The sequence below is a fragment of the Carnobacterium sp. genome (assembly GCF_049673005.1).
Lineage (GTDB): Bacteria > Bacillota > Bacilli > Lactobacillales > Carnobacteriaceae > Carnobacterium_A.
The window spans coordinates 1-18,848 of record NZ_JBATXB010000078.1 but is presented as its reverse complement, the minus strand read 5'-3'; the positions used below and the strand labels follow the sequence as shown (position 1 = coordinate 18,848).

The window sequence follows — 18,848 nt, the reverse complement described above, 5'->3', positions numbered from 1 at the left end:
TTGGCCGAACCGCCGTTCACAGTTTATTGTTTTACTTTGTTCAGTTTTCAAAGGTCTAATTTGTTTGCGTTGTCGTTTTGACAACTTCTAAATATTACCAGATGCTGATTAACTTGTCAACACTTTTAAATATTTGTTTTTCATTGTTACCGCCATGTATCGTTGCGACATCTACTAATATAACAGGTTGCCAAACTCACGTCAACTGTTTTCTGAAAAGAATTTATTTATTTTCATCCAATATAAAATATGCAAAAAGAATTCCGCAAAATTCTTAAAAACTAATTATTTTTTATTTTGAATCTAACTATCTCATAATATTTAAAAGCATAAATATTCATTCTAAAAGAGTTCATACTTTCTATTGTAAAATCCATTCTTCTAATAGCTATACCTAGGAAATGGAATCAAAAAAACTTCCAAAAATTTATAATTCAAAAGGAACAGGATGAAAAATGACCTGATCCTTTTGAACTTACAAATAGCATAAAAGTTTATGTTTATTAATTATTACGCATTGCTGGAAACAATAAAACATCGCGGATTGATTGTGCGTTTGTTAAAAGCATAACCAGACGGTCAATTCCTATTCCTAGCCCACCAGTTGGCGGCATACCATATTCTAAAGCTTCTATAAAATCTTCATCTATAGGATGAGCTTCATCATTTCCTTGTTCCCGTTCTTTTCCTTGTGCTTCAAAACGTTCTTTTTGATCTATAGGATCGTTTAACTCGCTAAACGCATTTCCGTATTCATTTCCTACAATAAATACTTCAAAGCGATCAGTGAATCTTGGATCAGCCGTATTCTTCTTTGCTAAAGGAGAGATCTCTACTGGATGACCAAATATAAATGTAGGCTGAATTAATTTATCTTCTACAAACACTTCAAAAAATTCATTTACTACATGACCAAATTGACTATGATCTGGCAGTGGTACGTTATGCTCCTTAGCAAGCGAAACAGCTTCTTCAGCGGTCATCTCCTGCCAAAAATCTACCCCTGTCTGCTCCTTAATTGCATCTACCATATGTTGACGTTTCCACGGGCTAGCAATATCAATTTCTTGTTCATTGTAAACAATATGTCCAGTTCCTACAACTCTTTCAGTAACTGTACGAATTAAATCTTCTGTTAAATTCATTACATCATCAAAATCAGTATAAGCCGTGTACAACTCTAACATAGTAAACTCTGGATTATGCGTTGTGTCTATCCCTTCATTACGGAATACTCTTCCAATTTCATAAACTTTTTCCATGCCGCCGACTATTAAACGTTTTAAATGTAACTCTAAAGCAATACGTAAATATAATTCCATGTCCAAAGCATTATGATGCGTGATAAAAGGTCGAGCCGCAGCTCCACCAGCAAGATTATGCAACGTTGGTGTTTCTACTTCTAAATAGTCTTTCGCATTTAAGAAAGTACGGATTTCTCGAATGATCTCACTTCGTTTAGTAAAACGATCAAAACTTTCTTGGTTACTAATTAGATCTAAATAACGTTGTCTATAACGTTGTTCTATATTGGTTAGTCCATGATATTTATCTGGCAAAGGTCGCAAAGCTTTCGACAATTGTACAATTGAAGACGGTTTAACGGTAACTTCACCTGTATTTGTTTTCATAACAGTTCCTGTAACTCCGATGAAATCTCCTAAATCAGCGCTATCAAATGTTTCATAGTCTTCATCGCCTACCGCATCTTTCCTTACGTATAATTGAATTCTACCCTTGCGATCTTGCAAATGTGCAAAACCAACTTTTCCTTTTCCACGCTTCGTCATTATTCGACCTGCTATTGTAACAATTTCTTCTTTTTCAGCAAGCTCTTCTTTTGTAAATTCATCATAACTTGCATGTACCTCACTAGATAAATGTGTTCTTTCAAAACGTCCACCGAACGGATCAATTCCGCGTTCACGTAAATGAGTCATTTTTTCTCGTCTCACTTGTAATTGATCATTCATTTCTTCATGTATTTCTTCATGGCTCATGTTTTTCACTCCATTTCTTTAGTTCATCCATTTGTTTCGTTGTCTTCTTAATAATGCCAAGAGCACACAAAAAAAGCAAGTGAATTAGAGAAGTTCTCACGTATTCCCTAACTTGCTTTCTTATCTACTTTTTCTTTTTCAGTTTATTCCATAATTTATATATATATATTTTATTAAACCTTATTTCTTCCAATAAAGAAACCTATTTCCTTTAAAAATACCTTATTCTTCTTCATTAGGGAATAAAGCTGTCGAAAGATAGCGCTCACCGTTGTCAGGAGCAATCGTCACAACTTTTTTGCCCGAACCTAGTTTTACAGCCACGTCTATCGCACCTTTTATCGCTGCGCCTGAAGAAATCCCAACTAGTAGCCCTTCCAGCAAAGCAACTTTACGTGTCATTTCAAAAGCCTCTTCACTTGTAACGTGTAACACGTCATCATATATAAGAGTATCTAATACTTTTGGAACAAATCCAGTTCCAATACCTTGGATTTTATGCGGCCTAGGTTCCCCACCACTTAAAATAGGTGACTCAGTAGGTTCTAAAGCATATATTTTAGTATTCGGGTCAGCCTCTTTCAAAACTTTCCCTACACCTGTTAACGTTCCGCCTGTTCCAACAGTAGCTACAAAAGCATCTAATGATTCTCCTTCAAAAGCCGCTAATATTTCTGGACCAGTTGTAGCTGCATGAACAGCGGGGTTAGCCATATTCTCAAATTGTAACGGCATAAAATAACCCGATTGGCTAGATATTTCTGAAGCTTTGGCGATTGATGCTTTTATCCCACCAGCACCCGGCGTTAGGACTAGTTCGGCTCCATATGCTTTTAACAATTTACGTCGTTCAATGCTCATAGTGTCCGGCATAACAAAAACTGCTTTGTATCCTTTCGCTGCTGCAATCATCGCTAAACCTACACCAGTATTCCCACTAGTTGGTTCAACAATTGTATCTCCTGGATTTAATTTCCCTTCTTGTTCAGCAACTTCAATCATATTTAACGCTATTCTATCTTTTATACTTCCACCAATATTTGCTGATTCTATTTTAACATAGACGTCTGCCGCACCAACCGGTACAATTTTATTCGACAACTTTAATAGAGGTGTATCTCCAATTAAATCTGTGATACATGTAACTTTTTTCAACATTATACTGTTCCTCCTTAAAATTACTTCAATATAATAATTTTAAGGTTAATAAGCTATGATAGCAAGCTTAAACCCTTTCGCTACTTTTCAACAATTTTTAATAAACGCTAATATAAATAACTTTAATAGAGAAATAGAGGCTGAGACAAAACTAATCCAAACTCAAAAAAGGCTTGAAACCAATTCAGAAAACATTGATTTCAAGCCTTTTTAAAATTTTATCCGCCAACTATTAATCTCTATCTACTAGCTTCTGCTTTCAGACTTTCTAAATCAGCCACATTAAAATGATATTGATTTCCACAGAAATGACAACTTGCTTCAGCACCTTGATCTTCTTCAATCATACTGTTAATTTCTTCTGTACCTAATGCTATTATCGCAGTTGAAAAACGTTCTTTTGAACACTCACACTTAAATGATACAGGCATTTTTTCTAAGATTTTAACATTTCCCTCACCAACTAAACGATTTAAAATGGACTCAGGATTTTCTCCCTCATCCATTAATTGAGAAATCATTGGAATAGAAGCCAATCTTTCTTCCAACGCTGTAATTGTTTCATCAGTAGCACCCGGCATAACTTGAATCATAAATCCTCCAGCCGCTTTAATAGAGTCATCTGTATCAACTAAAACACTAAGTCCAATTGCTGAAGGAGTTTGTTCTGAATTAGCCATATAGTAAGTGAAATCTTCCCCTAACTCCCCGCTGACCAAAGGAACTTGTCCAGAGAACGCTTCTTTCATCCCTAAATCTTTAGTTACCGTTAGCGTCCCTTGTGTCCCTACCGCTCCACGGACATCTAATTTCCCAACTTCGTTTAAAGGTAGACTTATTTTCGGATTAGCTATATAGCCTTTTACTTCACCTTTCCCATTACTATCAACAATTATATGTCCTGCTGGACCATTCCCTTCAACTTTCACAGTCATTTTTTCTTTACCTTTTAAGGTAGCCCCAAGTAAGATACCGCCTATCATTGTACGACCTAAAGCTGCAGATGCTGCGCTCCAAGTACCGTGTCTGCGCTGAGCTTCTGACACCGCTTCTGTTGCATCAACCGCATATATTCTAACTTCCCCATTGTAACCTAGACTTTTTAATAAATAATCTGACATTTACCTAACCCCTTTAATTTTTTTAATATGCTTACTTTAAATCAGACTATTTCCAAAGTAAAGTAAGTATGTTTATTAGGTACTATTGAATAAAAAAAAGGAGCGCACTTACACGCATCCTTTTTTATTTATAAATTAATGATTATCTTTATCATCATCTATTTTATTTTGAGAATTTCTCTCTTCATGACTATCTTCTTCAACGCCTAATTCTTTTTTTACATCTTCTACAATTTCTTCAGCACTTTCTGGTGCTTCATGTTTTTTCGCTTCTTTTTCTAAACGTTCAGCTTCTTTAGCTTCTCTAGCTCGTTTAATCTCTTCAAACGTTTTTCCTTCTGTTTCTTCATGAGGGAATTCATTTTTAGAAGATTTTACTATTACGGGCATTTCACCTGTTTCAAACAAGCTCTTAATTGTTAATTCATCTAACGTTTCTAGTTCAAGTAATTTTTCAGCAATTAACTTGTGTGCATCTTTATGCTCTTCAAGAATTTGACGAGCTTGATCATGTGCTGCAACAATTATGCTACGAACTTCTTGATCAATTTCAAATGCTACTTGTTCAGAATATGCTTTAGTTTGACCGTAATCGCGTCCAACAAACACTTGATGATTCCCTTCGTACTGTACAGGACCTAGTTTGTCACTCATTCCATATTCCGTTACCATACTTCTAGCTAAAGCCGTTGCTTGTTGAAAGTCATTGCTTGCGCCTGATGATTGTGAGTCAAAAACTAATTCCTCAGCTACACGCCCGCCTAACAACCCAACAATCTGTTCAGTCATCTCTTTTTTAGTCATTAAGAATCGATCTTCTTTAGGAAGCATAATAGCATATCCGCCAGCTCTTCCGCGAGGAACGATGGTTACTTTATGAACGACACGTGCGTCACTTAACACCATTCCACAAATCGTATGACCCGCTTCGTGATAAGCAATCATTGCTCGTTCAACTTTACTAATAACACGATTTCTCTTAGCCGGACCTGCGATAACCCGATCTTGAGCTTCATCTAAATCTAATGCATCAATTGTTTTTTTATTGCGTCTTGCCGCTACTAAAGCCGCTTCATTCAACAGATTCTCTAAATCAGCACCAGAAAATCCTGGTGTCTGTGTTGCAATAACTCTTAAATCTACTTCCTTACTAATTGGTTTGTTTTTAGCATGAACTTTCAAGATAGCTTCTCTGCCTTTAACATCTGGATGTCCAACCAGAATCTGACGGTCGAAACGACCCGGACGTAACAATGCAGGATCTAAAACATCAGAACGGTTTGTTGCAGCAATGACGATAACTCCTTCATTACCTGAAAAACCATCTAATTCAACTAATAATTGATTCAATGTTTGCTCACGCTCATCATGTCCGCCACCCATTCCTGCGCCACGTTGACGACCAACTGCATCAATTTCATCAATAAAGATAATAGATGGTGCAGTTTTCTTCGCATTTTCAAACAAATCACGTACACGACTTGCTCCAACTCCAACAAACATCTCAACAAAGTCTGAACCAGAAATAGAATAAAACGGTACGCCAGCTTCGCCAGCCACTGCTTTAGCAAGTAAAGTTTTACCTGTACCAGGAGGTCCTTCTAATAAAACACCTGCTGGAATACGTGCACCAAGCTCAGAAAAACGTCTTGGATCTTTTAAGAATTCAACAACTTCAACAAGTTCTTCTTTTTCTTCATCTGCACCAGCAACGTCAGAAAAGCGTACTTTATTAGCTTTGTTATCAGATTCTTTTGCTTTAGACTTACCAAAATTCATCACGCCACGTCCGCCTTGACCGCCGCCACCTTGTCCACTTTGTCCCATCATCATATAGATAAAGAAGACAAAAATCACTAGCGGTAAAACAGAAACTAGCAACGTCACCCAAATACCTGAAGATTCTTCTGGTAATGGCGCTACTTCAATTTTATTCTCTTTTGCAAGAGAATCGATTTCACTTACTGTTGAATCATTTTGCAAAACAGATGTTGTAAAGTTTTTACTAGATGTTTCAGTAGATCCAAAAATATTTATATTTGAACCAGATTCTTTTTTCAAAGGTTGAGCTTTACGATATTCCCCAGTAATCTTATACACGCCGGCATTGGGTTGAATTGTGAATTTTTCTACTTGATTTTCTTCTAATTGCGTTACGAATTCACTAGCCGGAATTTCAGTGGTTTGTTCACCAGATGAGCCACCTGTTGCCCAGGTCACGATTCCAATAATCCCTAGAAATACGATTGCATAGAAGACTCCATTTTTTAAGAGTCCTTTTTTCATTGTTGCCCTCCTTCTACAAATAAACCTTCATAGTTTTGTACTTTATTTTTAAATTTCAAGATTTTAAATCCATCTAATCATATCACATTTGACCTTCGTTGACCATTTATTTCTACTGATAAATTTCAGGTTTCAAGATACCAATGTAAGGTAGGTTACGATACTTTTCATCATAATCCAAACCATAGCCAACTACAAACTCATTCGGAACTAAAAACCCTACATAATCAGCTTTTATATCGACTACTCTTCCTTCAGGCTTATCTAGTAAAGTGACAATTTTAATAGATTTCGCTTTACGATATCGGAACATTTCCATTAGATAACTTAGTGTTCTCCCACTATCGATAATATCTTCCACAATTAATAAATCTTTGCCTTCAACATTTGTATCTAAATCTTTAAGAATCTTAACTTCGCCAGAAGAAGTAATCCCTCCTCCATAACTTGAAACATCCATAAAATCCATTTCAAGATAAACATCCATCTCCTTAATAAGGTCAGATAAGAATGGAGTAGCTCCTTTTAATATTCCAATAACTAATGGAGTTTTATCTTTGTAGTCTACTGTTAACTGTTTTCCTAATTCTACCGTTTTCTCTTCTAACCGTTCTTTAGAAAACAAAACGCGTTCAATATCATTTTTCATCATTTTTAAGTTCTCCTTTTCAATACATCTCTTTTATTCTTGGTAAACGAGTATGTATTGTATTTTATCAGTTTCACGCGGAATAGACAATCTAGATTCCTTATAATTTAATAACCAAATTATTTCACCCAAAGAATCCGTTAATACACTTACTTCATCACGCATTTTTATAGGTATTTTTTGATCAATCAAAATATCTTTTATTTTTTTGCGACCTGTCTGCATACCTTTTAATGTCATTCGATCTCCTTTTTTTCGGTGTCGAATAACTAATGGCATGACTACTTGGTTGGGATTAATCCATATATGCTTATCTTTTTCGTAAGGTGAAATAACATGCGCATCTCTTTTAAATAAACCTACTCTTGCTCCATCTTCTAAAAAAACCCATTGTTCAGGAAACAGCTTTTTTTGACTACAAGTAGTTTTTACTTTTTCCGGGTTAGTTTTTTCTAAAAACAATTGCTGGTATTGACGCCTAGCCTTCCAGCCTTTGGGTAAATCTAATTGCGCATTTGATTTAGAACTAGTCATTAATCCTACTAACTCTTCTACTTGTTTTCTAAGTGTTTCGACCGGCTGAAATTTGTACACTTTGTTCAATAAAATATACTTTAAGACTTGTCTCTGAAGTCCTGGTTCGAGGCTTAACAGGGTTGTTTTATCAATCTCATAAAAAACAGAACTACTTTCTACTAAAACTAGTTCACTTTTTTCTTGAATAACTTTGTTCGTTATAGATAGAATATCAGATAAATCAGAAGAAAAATCTTTAAAATGAGTTAAAACTTGATCATTTTCAAGTTTTAACAAAGGGACTATTCTTTGTCGGTAACGATTACGAGTATACATTGGATCACTATTCGTCTCATCTTCATAATAAGCCAATTGATGAATTTTGCTATAAGCATAAATATCTTCTTTCGAATAATGCAACAATGGTCGAACAAGAACACCTGGTCCAAATTTCCGCTGATCTTTAATACCTACCATACCGTCTATCTGCCCACCGCGCACTAATCTCATCAAAACTGTCTCTAATTGATCGTCTGCATGATGAGCCGTAAGAAGATGAGTTGCTTTGTTTAATTCCATCATTTCTTCAAAAAATGTATATCTGAAATTACGAGCTGCTAACTCTATCCCCTTTTCAGGGTGTTCTTCTTTCTTCCAGCTGCGACTAAAATAAGGAATCTTTTTTAAGTAACACAGATTTTCTAAGAAACGTTCTTCTTCAATAGAAGAACTACGCAATTCATGATTGACATGAAGAACACCATACCAAGGACGCAGAGAATCAGGTAAATGTTGGATTAAGTCCAACAGTACCATAGAGTCAACTCCACTGGAAACAGCAATTAATATACGATCTGAGGGTTTCCAAAGAAGATGACGTTTGCAGTTTTGCGTGAAATCAAAAACCAAATCCATTTTTTAATCCCCTCGTGTTTTGAGTTTGACTCTCTTGCTTTAAGATCGTTTTATTAGCTACTTCCTATAATATAGCAAATAAGAACAAATATAAAAAAGGATAAGTCTCCTTATCCTTAGTTTTTCTTTTTAGTTACGACGCCCGCCTCGGCCGCCACGTTTTCCTTCAGTACTTCTTTTCAGTATTGTTAAACGATCATCACTATCTTTTAAAAATGATGACATCAATGAATCAAAATCATCTTTTTTAGGTTCTACAGTTTTCATTCCACGGCTATTGCTATTGCCTCGTGGATTTTGGTATCCACCACTACGAGGAGCTGCACTTTCGCGACGCCCTTGGTAACCACCTGTTTTTTCTGGAGTGCTTGAAGCAGGTTCAACTGGCTTATCAACTGCGCGTCTAATAGAAAGACCGATTTTCCCATCGTCTCCAATAGACATAACTTTTACAGTGACTTCTTCTCCAATTTTTAATACATCTTTTATATCTTTAATGAAACTATCGGATACTTCACTAATATGAACTAATCCTGTTTTTCTGTCTCCTAGATCGATGAATGCACCAAAATTTGTAATACCTGATACTTTTCCTGATACTTTATTTCCCACTTCAATTGACATTAAAATTGTTTCCTCCTTAGAACTTGTACGCCCATTATAGCATGCTATTTGGCGACTTCAAACAATTTATTGCTATTTAACGATTTCTTTACAAATAGTCGCTTATTTTGTTACTATCTAAACCTAATTATAGTTTTAACACTGTGTTTATCTATCTTCTTGTATTTTTTTTTCTTTATCTTTTGCTTTTTCAATCACTTTTGCCGCATTATCTTCAGGTAGACTAAAGATTATTTCGTTCTCTTTAGATAAATAATATTGACTTCTAGCTAACTTGGCAACATAGTTTTCGTCTTCTAAACGTTTAATTTGAATTTGAAGCTGTTCTTGCTCTTGTTTCGTATCTTTTAAAGTAACTTCCGCTTCTTGTTTCTCTATTTCCATTTTTGAAATAGATTGTACATTAGTATAAATCTTTAACGACAAAAAAATAATAACAATTGAACCTACTAATAAAATGATTGTCGCTCTTACACGTCTCTTACGTCTTATTTTCTGTTCACGATGAGCCTGAAGAGTCTTAGCTTTTGTATAGTCGTTTTGTAACCTAGCAACATTTGTTGGTTCTTTTTTCTTCATAAATTTCCCATCCTTTTGCTACTATAATACTAATTAGATTATAGCAAGAAAGCGGATGCGTTGTCTAACATAATTGATAAAAATAACGATTACTTGCTTTCATCAGTTTTTGATTTCTCACTAATGATTGTGTACATTTCTTTAGTCTCTTCTTTTTTTGTTGACTCAACAATTTTTTCTATCTTTACAATCATTGTTTTGTTGCCAAAACTAATTGTTAATTCATCTCCAACTTTTACATCTGATGATGATTTTGCAACTACTCCATTTACTTGAATACGACCCTTATCTGCAACTTCCTTAGCTATTGTCCGACGTTTAATGATACGTGAAATTTTTAAAAATTTATCTAATCTCATTCTTTCTCCCTCATTTCTTCTGCTTTTATTTTATTCCATAAGATTTCTACTTCTTCGATACTTGCTGCTTCAACTCCGTCAAATACATGCGGATGACGTCTTCGCAATTTCTTATTCAATGTTTCTAACACTTCTTCTAAAGAAAAATAGCCTGAGCGTTCTCCTAAATTAGTATGATACAAAATTTGCATTAAAATATCACCTAATTCTTCTACCATATTTAAATCGTCCTCATTTTCAACAGCCTCTATAAATTCTTTTGTTTCTTCTTTTAAATAAGGGATTAAACTTTCATGCGTTTGTTCTTTAATCCAGCTGTCACCATTCTCTCCAGTGATTTTGTCAATATAGTATTGTACCGTTTGAAATGATTTCATTTGATCATCTTTCGCCAAAGGTGGGACATACATTGAAGTTAGATTATGAACCCCTTCCATACGATCAATTTCAACAAGTGGCAACCAGTCAATTTTTTCTGCTTTGCTTCCAGCTGCATGAACCAAGGCCACAATATGATTATCTGGATATTTTTCAGTTAGCGTTAACTTAACATCACTCGCAATATATTGATTAAAAACTTGCATAATAATAATATGTTGCCCGACCTCTAATTCGTCTTGTTTTAAATCCAATGCATCAACTAGTTGAAATCCTTCTATCGGATCTATTTTAACGGCTTGAAACAAATCATCTAAAAAACTTTTCCCGCCCTTAATCTCAATTTGGATTCCTTGTTTATTATCAAGTAAGAGTTGAACTGATTTTTCCGCAACCATTGGATGCCCTGGAACAGCATAAATAATATCTTTTTTAGCGGCTAACGCAATTAATTCTGCTGAAATACTATCATAAACCTCTTCGAATTTGCCGCTTTTTTCATAGACTGTATCGAATGAAATAAATTCAAAACCTTCTTGCTCTAATTCCGAAACAACAGGATGCAATTTTGTACGTAAATAAACAGGAATCCCACTTTTTAATAAATGGTAAACACCCATTGGCAGTTGCTCTAAATCACTAGGGCCTAAGCCAACTACACTAATTTTTCCCATTTACTTCACCTCTTTTCTTAGTATTTTTTTGCCAAATGGCAAAGATAACCATTCTCGGATTGTTAAGACTTTAAATCGGAGCAATCCGAATAAGAATACACTGATTCCTACTATTATTCCTATTGAAGTTAATGCAAAAGCATCCATTCGATTTCCATCATTAAAAATCCAGTTCTCTATATAGTGTGTTATCAACCATACTGTTATTCCCATAACTAGACTAATCAAACTTATTTTTAAAACAAATCTTTTTTTAGTGAGTTCTCTTTTCAAAAGTCGTGGTAATCCAAAGCGGATAACAAATAAAATGAGCCCTAAAGATAAAACTGTAGCTAGGCTTGCACCTATTGTACCAAATTTTGTAACAAAGAGATGGTTCGCTACCCATTTCATTACCAAACCCATTATTAAAGCACCCATTATTAAGTAATGATGGTTTTGACTTTGTAAAATTGCATGATATGACCCTATCAAAGAAGCAAATAGGATAGCTAGCATGTAGATCCTCAATACTCCTACTCCAAAACGATCCCCAAATAATAATTGATTGATATAAGGCATCAAAACTACTAAACCTGTTGTTGCAGCTACTGAAAAAGTCACTGTCATTCGAACCATCGAACTAGCTGATCGCAAAAATTCCAGTTCTTTTTTTTCAGAAACTGCATGGCTCAATACTGGAATTAATGTTGTTGAGAAAGCTGTTGAAACTATCATACCTAATTGAATTAACGGTTGCCCTCTATCATAAATCCCTTTAGCGTTTTTGGCTAATTCTGAAGACATCCCTGCATACGTTAGTCCTTTATAGAGAGTAAAAGAATCAATCAGCTGCAACAATATTAATAATGCACTAAATAATGATAGTGCTATACCTTCTGTCGTAAACCGCCTAATTAGAGTCCTATAACTCATGGTTTCAGTTTTTTCATCATTTAGATATAAAATAGTATTGTCCGCTCTTTCTCTTTTTTTTATCACTGAGAAAAATAAAATTAAGCTAGCCGCAAGCCCAGCAATCCAGGCACTGCTCATAGCTGCTGTTCCCATTTGATAAACATTCCAGTTTAATAAATTAAATAGATACGCCGCTATTAAAATGACCGTCACACGAATAGTTTGTTCTACAACTTGTGAAACGGCTGTTGGCATCATACGAAATGTTCCCTGAAAATAACCACGAGTCGTTGTTAATATGGGTACTAATAAAAATAACCATGAGACAGATCGAATAATAGGAGTCAGTAGGGCATCTCCCATTCCTTTAGCTATCCAGTCTGCTTTAAAAAAAATTAGAGAAAATAGAAGAATCGAAAAAACAGATAATAAAATAAAAACTCTTTTGATTAAATTGATTTGTTGCTTATTTGTTTGCTGCTCCGCAACAAGTTTTGATAAAAAAACTGGTAATCCACTTAATGCTATCGTCATGCCTATTCCGTAAATGGGATAGACTTGTTGGTACACATAAAAACCTGTATTGCCTACGCTATTTTGAAAAGGGACTCGATAGACTGCACTAAGAACTTTTGCTATCAAAGCTGCTAAGGAAAGAAGTACCGCTCCATTCATCGTTTTTCTCATTTGTTGATTGTCCACACAGAAACCTCACCTTTCAAAGTGCAGTGTATCATTTTTTTAGTTTCCAGACTTCTCTCTGCGATAAGTTGCTATAACTTTTGCAAACTTCTGAAGATAATCTAACCACTGGTAAGTGTGCGCTTTTCCGATTTGTATGGTTACATAGAATTTATTCTTTTTCGCATTCATGTTTGCTTTTAACGGAACTTCGCCAAGCGCTCTGAATACTTCTTCCGCAGGTAGAGTACTTGATCCAGATTCAGAGAAAATTAATTCAATCTCTTCATCAGAACGTCTGATTGTTTCAATTAATGCCCGTTCGCTATATAGCTTAATTAGGCCAATAACTAATAAATCAGCAACTTCATCTGGGTATTCACCAAAACGATCAATGATTTCATCTTGCAACTGTACATATGTTTCTTCATCACGCAACTCACGGATTCGTTTATACACTTCAATTTTTTGACGCTCATCTTCAATATAAGTACCTGGCAGATACGCATTTATTCCTAAATCAATTTCCACTTGTGTTGTTTCTTCTTTCTGCTCTAGACCACGTTTTCGAGCTACCGCTTCACTTAACATTTCTGAATACAAATCAAATCCGACAGAATCGATAAAGCCATGTTGCTGAGACCCTAATAAATTCCCCGCTCCACGAATAGATAAATCACGCATAGCAATTTTAAATCCTGAACCTAATTCTGTAAAATCTTTAATCGCTTGCAATCTTTTTTCACTGACCTCATTTAGAACTTTATCTGCTTGATACAAAAAATAAGCATAAGCTACTCGGTTGCTTCGTCCAACTCGGCCTCTCAACTGATAGAGTTGAGATAATCCCATATGATCTGCATTTTCAACAAATAGAGTGTTCACGTTGGGAATATCTACTCCAGTTTCTATAATTGTCGTAGTAACGAGCACATCATACTCCCCTTCAATAAATTGAAAGAGCACATTCTCCAACTGGTTTTCAGTCATTTGTCCATGAGCAAATCCAATTCGAGCTTCAGGAATCAATTGCTTTAATTCTTCAACTTTCTTTTCGATAGTTGCTACTCGGTTATGCAAATAAAACGCCTGACCGCCCCTTGCCATTTCACGCTCAATAGCTTCACGAACAGCTCCAAGATTTTGTTCCATAACATAAGTTTGAATAGGATAGCGATTAGCAGGTGGTGTTTCAATAACCGATAAATCGCGTACACCGAGCATAGACATATGCAACGTTCTTGGTATAGGAGTAGCTGTCAAAGTTAAAACATCAACTTGAGCCTTTAACTGTTTTAATTTTTCTTTGTGTTTAACTCCAAATCGTTGTTCTTCATCTACAATTAATAGACCAATATCTTGAAACTCAATATCTTTAGATAGAATTCGGTGAGTCCCTATTATAATATCTACTTGGCCTTTTCTTATTCCTTCAATTGTTTCAGCTTGTTGTTTTTTTGTTCTAAATCGGCTTAATAAACCAATTTCAATCGGAAATTCTGCAAATCGTTGCTTCAACGTTTCGTAATGTTGCTGAGCTAATATAGTTGTTGGCACTAAAAATGCCGCTTGCTTACCTTCTTGAACAGCTTTGAAGATAGCACGCATAGCTACTTCGGTTTTTCCATAGCCCACATCTCCAACCAGCAAACGATCCATCGGTTTCTTGCTTTCCATATCATGTTTAATCTCAGCTGTACTGCGTAACTGATCAGGAGTTTCTGTGTAAGGAAAAGCATTTTCGAATTCCTGTTGGTAGTCATTATCCGAAGGAAAAGAATAACCAACCTCCTGTTCACGGGCTGCATAAAGCTCTATTAATTCATCTGCTATATCTTCAATTTTACTAGCAACTTTTTTCTTCGTTTTAGCCCATTCTGTTCCACCTAATTTATTTATTTTTGGTGTTTTAGCTTCTGAAGACACATACTTTTGTAATAAGTTTAATTGTGTAACAGGAATAAATAACTTAGCTTCATCTTTATAGATTATGGACATATAGTCTTGATGTATGCCATCAATCGTTAACGTTTCCATTCCTGTATATTTACCAATCCCATGATTTACGTGAACAACAAAGTCACCAGGATTAAGTTCATTGTAACTTTTTAGTCTCTCTGCATTTGATAAAGTTTGACGTCTTGGTGTTTTTTTCGTTACCTTATTAAACAACTCGCGTTCAGTCAGCAAAACCAATTTATCGGTTGGTAGCTCAAACCCATTTTGAATTGTTCCTTTTAAAATCTGAACCTTTCCAACTTCAATTTTTTTCGGTTTAATAACTTTACTAACAATTTCAAAGTCTTTAAAAATTTGCTGAACTTTTTTTGCTCGTTCATCCGTTGGCACCATTACGATAACTGTATTGTTTTGCTTTATCCAGCGATCCATTTCCGTTTTCAATAACGGCATTTGTCCAAAAAATTGTTGTGTATTGCGATAGGAGAAAGGATGGATTTCTGAAAAACGTAGATTTCCCATACCTTTTTGGAAAAGCGAAAAATATAACAGGTCCTGTTTAATAGTTTTAATTTTAGTACGAAAATCATTAGAAACAACTTGTTCTCGTAAAATACGATTTTCTGAAAGTTTTTCTGTAATCCATTCTGTTTCCTCTTTTATTAATTGTCGTTCTGTTTCCATAATGCGTGGGTATTCATCTAAAATAACAATACTTTTTTTGCTGATATAATCTAAAATACTCGTCGATTCAGAATAGATATAATCAGTAAATAATGCCAACTGATCTATCGGTTCGCCCTTGTCGAAAGCATCCATAACAGGCGTAACGTATTGTGTGAATGTCTGTTTCGCATCTGCGTCTTTTAACAATTCTATATTAGCTGCTACTGCTCTTGAAAAATTTGGAGCAGCACTTTGAAGTAAATCATGAGTGTAAAGTGTATCAATAGCTGGCAAAATAGTTATAGACTCAATATTTTTAATTGAACGTTGGTTGTCTGCATTAAAGAAGCGCAAAGAATCAACTTCTACATCAAATAAATCAATACGAATAGGATGTTCTTCCGTAAGAGGATATATGTCAATAATCCCTCCACGTATACTAAATTCTCCTGGGCTACCAACAAGTTGTTGTCTTATATATCCCATATCTACTAGTTTTCGTGCCATACCTGATACGTCTAATTCGCCTCCTAATTGTACCTCGAAGCGAGCATTTTCCCATATTTTCTTTGGAGGCAATAATTTTCTAATTCCAGCTAGTGGGACAATAACTATTCCAGGTTTTCCAGAAATTAAAAAATCTAGAGCAGCCACTCTCTCTGTCCTTGCTTCCGGAGATGAAATAGACATTTCCGCATAAAGCATTTCCTCCACTGGAAACAAATGCAAATTTTCTTCAGCGATAAAACCTGAAAAATCTTCTAATAATTGTCGAGCGTGAAACAAATTGTGTGTAATTAAAATAATTGGTCGTTTCTTTTTTTCTAAAATCGTATGTGTAATTAGAGTTCTAGCCGAACCTGCTAATCCTGTAACTAACTGAACTTTTTGTTCACCAATTCCTGCTAACAAGCCCTTTACGTCAGGCGACTCAGCTAAAAATGTATTGATATCTCCCACTATATAGACTCCTTTTTTTGTTTTCAGATGATAAAAGAAGCTCAGATTCTTACTGGGCTTCTTATTCATCTATTCTATTTTTTATTGTATTGGTTCATTGCATCAATAAAAGGATGCCCACTGACCCAGTAGTCTATAGCGGCTGCGCCGTCTTTAATCGTAAAACCAATGATTTCTTCTTTCTCTTTTGAAAATCCACTTAAAACATGATTTATTACGGTTTGATCAAAGAATGGACGGTCGATACCTATACGGATACGATTGAAATCAGATGTTCCAAGATGCTGTATTAAACTTTTTATTCCATTATGTCCGCCCGCGCTACCTTTTTGTCTTAATCTGATTTTACCAGCTGGTAAATCTAGGTCATCATAAACAATCACAATATCCTCTATTGCTACAGCGAAATAATCCATTAACGATCTAACCGCACGACCAGAATCATTCATAAAGGTTTGAGGTTTAACTAACAAAATTTTTTCCATTCCGATAAATGTCTCTGTATAAAGAGCTTCAAACTTACTTTTGTTAAAGGTTAATTTTTTTTGTCTTGCAAACTCGTCTAATACCATAAAACCTATATTATGCTTAGTGTTTGCGTATTTCACTCCAGGATTTCCTAAACCAACAATCATTTTCATATCACTTATTCTCCATTTTTTTAGTATTCTATTATCAGACTTTGTCTTGGACCGTTTAAGAATTGTACGCAAAAAAATGCCGCACGAAATTATCTCCGTCCAGTACTATTTTTCCAAGTATACCACATATCGATTTACAATAGAAAAAATACTTGTTTTATCTTTCTACAAGTATTTTTCATAAGCATTCACAAAACTCTCTTCTTACCATTAATTTGAGGAGTGAACTACTTGATTCCGTCCATTTCTCTTCGCTTTATATAGGGCCAGATCTGCTCTTTCAACAATAGTGTCTCTTGTATCTCCTGTCTGGAAATCAGATACCCCTACACTAACTGTTACACCATCTATTTTTACCCAGTTAGCTTTTTCGATACTTTCATTTATTTTTTGAGCTACTTCAAACATTTTTTCTTCTTTTAAATAAGGAAGAATGACTATGAATTCCTCTCCTCCATACCTAGCAACCATTCCTTCAACGGGAATAAGCTCTTGAATCATTTGAGCAATTTTTATTAAAACACTATCTCCAATTAGATGTCCATATTGATCATTTATTTTTTTAAAATGATCAATATCAATCATAAATAGGCAAAAGGTAATTTTTTCGTTAGCTGAGTAACGTACTATTTGTTCCTTCATCTTCATTTCAAACAGTCTTCTATTTGGAATACCTGTCAATTGATCAGTATTTGATAGATTGACTAGTTGTTCATTTACTTTTAGTAATTCTTGCTGTTTACTCTCTATTTCTTGATAGATATCCCTCAGTTTTGTCAATGCTGATTCTTTCTCTAAATAAGCTTGTTCCATTTGGAATTTTGTATTTCGTAGTTCTAATTCATAATCCAATCGTTTATTCATAGGTAGAAGAACACAATCGATTATTACTTTTTCATTCTCTTCGAACTGGCGTGCACTCATTAAATATGGAGCTTCTATTCCGTCTTTATTTTTCAACTTAATAAAAAATTCATTTATTTCTTTTTCAAGATTGATTGTTGGATAAAAATAAGAATGAAATAACATACGATTAACCGGTTTTAAAAACCATTCTATATGTTTCCCCTCAGCTTCTTGCCTCGTAAAGCCTAATTGTACTAAAAAAGTCTCGTTCACCTCAATCACGTATGAATCATGATCAAGGACGAGGTATCCGCAAGGTGCATTTTTCAACCGCTCTTCCCTATTCATTGTCCTTAGACTCCATCATTTAAATAGCTTTTTATCATTCCAATGGTTTCCTCTGGATTACTGATATGTGGATAGTGTCCTTTTGCATTCATCACATGCATGATACTATTTTCCAGATGCTCATTTAAGTACTCTCCTATTTCTAAAGGAACAATGCTATCTTCAGAACATTGCATAATAAGAGTTGGTATTTTAGATAAGGATAATTTTTTTCTACAGTCAGAAAAAAAAGTTGCTTCTGCGAATTCCCGTGCCATATTAGGATTATTGGAGTTAAACGTTTGCTCTAGCTCTTTAGTTTGAATAGTATCTTTCCCTTGATGCATGCCTATTGGTGCCATATAACTTGCCCAACCAGAAAAATTCATTTCCATCATTTCTAACAAATCATTTACATCACTTTCATCAAAGCCACCTTTATATCCATCGTTTGTGTTTAGGTAACAAGGCGAAGGTCCAATCATAATTAATTTTTCGAAAAGACCTGGTTTTTCAAGTACTGATAATAAACCTATCATTGAACTAACGGAATGTCCTACAAAGATTATTTCTTTTAAATCTAATGCTTCTACAATATCTAAGACATCTTGT

At 34.8% G+C, this 18,848-nt stretch carries 15 protein-coding genes; all 15 read right to left on the bottom strand.

Annotated elements, in window-relative coordinates; genetic code table 11:
- Positions 1-503: 503 nt before the first annotated feature.
- Positions 504-2,000, bottom strand: a complete 1,497-nt coding sequence (gene lysS / locus WBF61_RS06145) for a lysine--tRNA ligase (RefSeq protein ID WP_424254857.1) — start codon at positions 1,998-2,000, stop codon at positions 504-506.
- A 222-nt stretch (positions 2,001-2,222) separates the two neighbouring features.
- Entirely contained in the window at positions 2,223-3,158 is a 936-nt protein-coding gene (gene cysK, locus WBF61_RS06140) for a cysteine synthase A (protein ID WP_424254855.1), read from the bottom strand.
- Between the two features lie 239 nt (positions 3,159-3,397).
- The gene (hslO, locus tag WBF61_RS06135; protein ID WP_424254853.1) at positions 3,398-4,279 is read right to left on the bottom strand and encodes an Hsp33 family molecular chaperone HslO; all 882 of its coding nucleotides are present in this window, start codon (positions 4,277-4,279) and stop codon (positions 3,398-3,400) included.
- 135 nt (positions 4,280-4,414) lie between these two features.
- Complete coding sequence (gene ftsH, locus WBF61_RS06130; protein WP_424254852.1) at positions 4,415-6,565, bottom strand: ATP-dependent zinc metalloprotease FtsH; 2,151 nt, start codon at positions 6,563-6,565, stop codon at positions 4,415-4,417.
- A gap of 112 nt (positions 6,566-6,677) precedes the next feature.
- Positions 6,678-7,217, bottom strand: coding sequence for a hypoxanthine phosphoribosyltransferase (hpt, locus tag WBF61_RS06125; protein ID WP_424254850.1), 540 nt, complete (start codon positions 7,215-7,217; stop codon positions 6,678-6,680).
- A gap of 30 nt (positions 7,218-7,247) precedes the next feature.
- The gene (gene tilS, locus WBF61_RS06120) at positions 7,248-8,645 is read right to left on the bottom strand and encodes a tRNA lysidine(34) synthetase TilS (protein WP_424254848.1); all 1,398 of its coding nucleotides are present in this window, start codon (positions 8,643-8,645) and stop codon (positions 7,248-7,250) included.
- 129 nt (positions 8,646-8,774) lie between these two features.
- Positions 8,775-9,269 carry a S1 domain-containing RNA-binding protein gene (locus tag WBF61_RS06115; protein ID WP_424254846.1) on the bottom strand — a complete coding sequence of 165 codons (495 nt, stop codon included), beginning with the start codon at positions 9,267-9,269 and terminating at the stop codon, positions 8,775-8,777.
- A 147-nt stretch (positions 9,270-9,416) separates the two neighbouring features.
- On the bottom strand, positions 9,417-9,848 hold the full coding sequence (locus WBF61_RS06110) for an FtsB family cell division protein (protein ID WP_424254844.1): 432 nt from the start codon (positions 9,846-9,848) through the stop codon (positions 9,417-9,419).
- Between the two features lie 89 nt (positions 9,849-9,937).
- Positions 9,938-10,207, bottom strand: a complete 270-nt coding sequence (locus tag WBF61_RS06105) for an RNA-binding S4 domain-containing protein (protein ID WP_424254842.1) — start codon at positions 10,205-10,207, stop codon at positions 9,938-9,940.
- Positions 10,204-11,259, bottom strand: coding sequence for a MazG nucleotide pyrophosphohydrolase domain-containing protein (locus WBF61_RS06100; protein ID WP_424254840.1), 1,056 nt, complete (start codon positions 11,257-11,259; stop codon positions 10,204-10,206). Before WBF61_RS06100 ends, WBF61_RS06105 begins: the two co-directional genes overlap by 4 nt.
- A complete protein-coding gene (locus WBF61_RS06095; protein WP_424254838.1) occupies positions 11,260-12,858 on the bottom strand; it encodes a putative polysaccharide biosynthesis protein in 1,599 nt (532 codons plus the stop codon).
- Positions 12,859-12,897: 39 nt separating this feature from the next.
- Positions 12,898-16,422: a transcription-repair coupling factor gene (mfd, locus tag WBF61_RS06090; RefSeq protein WP_424254837.1), complete on the bottom strand. Its 3,525-nt coding sequence runs from the start codon at positions 16,420-16,422 to the stop codon at positions 12,898-12,900.
- A 74-nt stretch (positions 16,423-16,496) separates the two neighbouring features.
- Positions 16,497-17,063 (bottom strand): aminoacyl-tRNA hydrolase, encoded by a 567-nt coding sequence (gene pth, locus WBF61_RS06085; protein WP_424254836.1) that lies wholly within the window; start codon positions 17,061-17,063, stop codon positions 16,497-16,499.
- Positions 17,064-17,273: 210 nt separating this feature from the next.
- A complete protein-coding gene (locus tag WBF61_RS06080; RefSeq protein WP_424254834.1) occupies positions 17,274-18,257 on the bottom strand; it encodes a sensor domain-containing diguanylate cyclase in 984 nt (327 codons plus the stop codon).
- 5 nt (positions 18,258-18,262) lie between these two features.
- The coding region (locus tag WBF61_RS06075; protein ID WP_424254833.1) for an alpha/beta fold hydrolase at positions 18,263-18,848 on the bottom strand (586 nt) is incomplete at its 5' end.

What these genes read in the sequence shown, in the direction of transcription:
- lysS (WP_424254857.1), bottom strand. Translation starts at nt 2,000, where the DNA reads ATGAGCCATGAAGAAATACATGAAGAAATGAATGATCAATTACAAGTG.
- cysK (WP_424254855.1), bottom strand. Translation starts at nt 3,158, where the DNA reads ATGTTGAAAAAAGTTACATGTATCACAGATTTAATTGGAGATACACCT.
- hslO (WP_424254853.1), bottom strand. Translation starts at nt 4,279, where the DNA reads ATGTCAGATTATTTATTAAAAAGTCTAGGTTACAATGGGGAAGTTAGA.
- ftsH (WP_424254852.1), bottom strand. Translation starts at nt 6,565, where the DNA reads ATGAAAAAAGGACTCTTAAAAAATGGAGTCTTCTATGCAATCGTATTT.
- hpt (WP_424254850.1), bottom strand. Translation starts at nt 7,217, where the DNA reads ATGATGAAAAATGATATTGAACGCGTTTTGTTTTCTAAAGAACGGTTA.
- tilS (WP_424254848.1), bottom strand. Translation starts at nt 8,645, where the DNA reads ATGGATTTGGTTTTTGATTTCACGCAAAACTGCAAACGTCATCTTCTT.
- WBF61_RS06115 (WP_424254846.1), bottom strand. Translation starts at nt 9,269, where the DNA reads ATGTCAATTGAAGTGGGAAATAAAGTATCAGGAAAAGTATCAGGTATT.
- WBF61_RS06110 (WP_424254844.1), bottom strand. Translation starts at nt 9,848, where the DNA reads ATGAAGAAAAAAGAACCAACAAATGTTGCTAGGTTACAAAACGACTAT.
- WBF61_RS06105 (WP_424254842.1), bottom strand. Translation starts at nt 10,207, where the DNA reads ATGAGATTAGATAAATTTTTAAAAATTTCACGTATCATTAAACGTCGG.
- WBF61_RS06100 (WP_424254840.1), bottom strand. Translation starts at nt 11,259, where the DNA reads ATGGGAAAAATTAGTGTAGTTGGCTTAGGCCCTAGTGATTTAGAGCAA.
- pth (WP_424254836.1), bottom strand. Translation starts at nt 17,063, where the DNA reads ATGAAAATGATTGTTGGTTTAGGAAATCCTGGAGTGAAATACGCAAAC.
- WBF61_RS06080 (WP_424254834.1), bottom strand. Translation starts at nt 18,257, where the DNA reads ATGAATAGGGAAGAGCGGTTGAAAAATGCACCTTGCGGATACCTCGTC.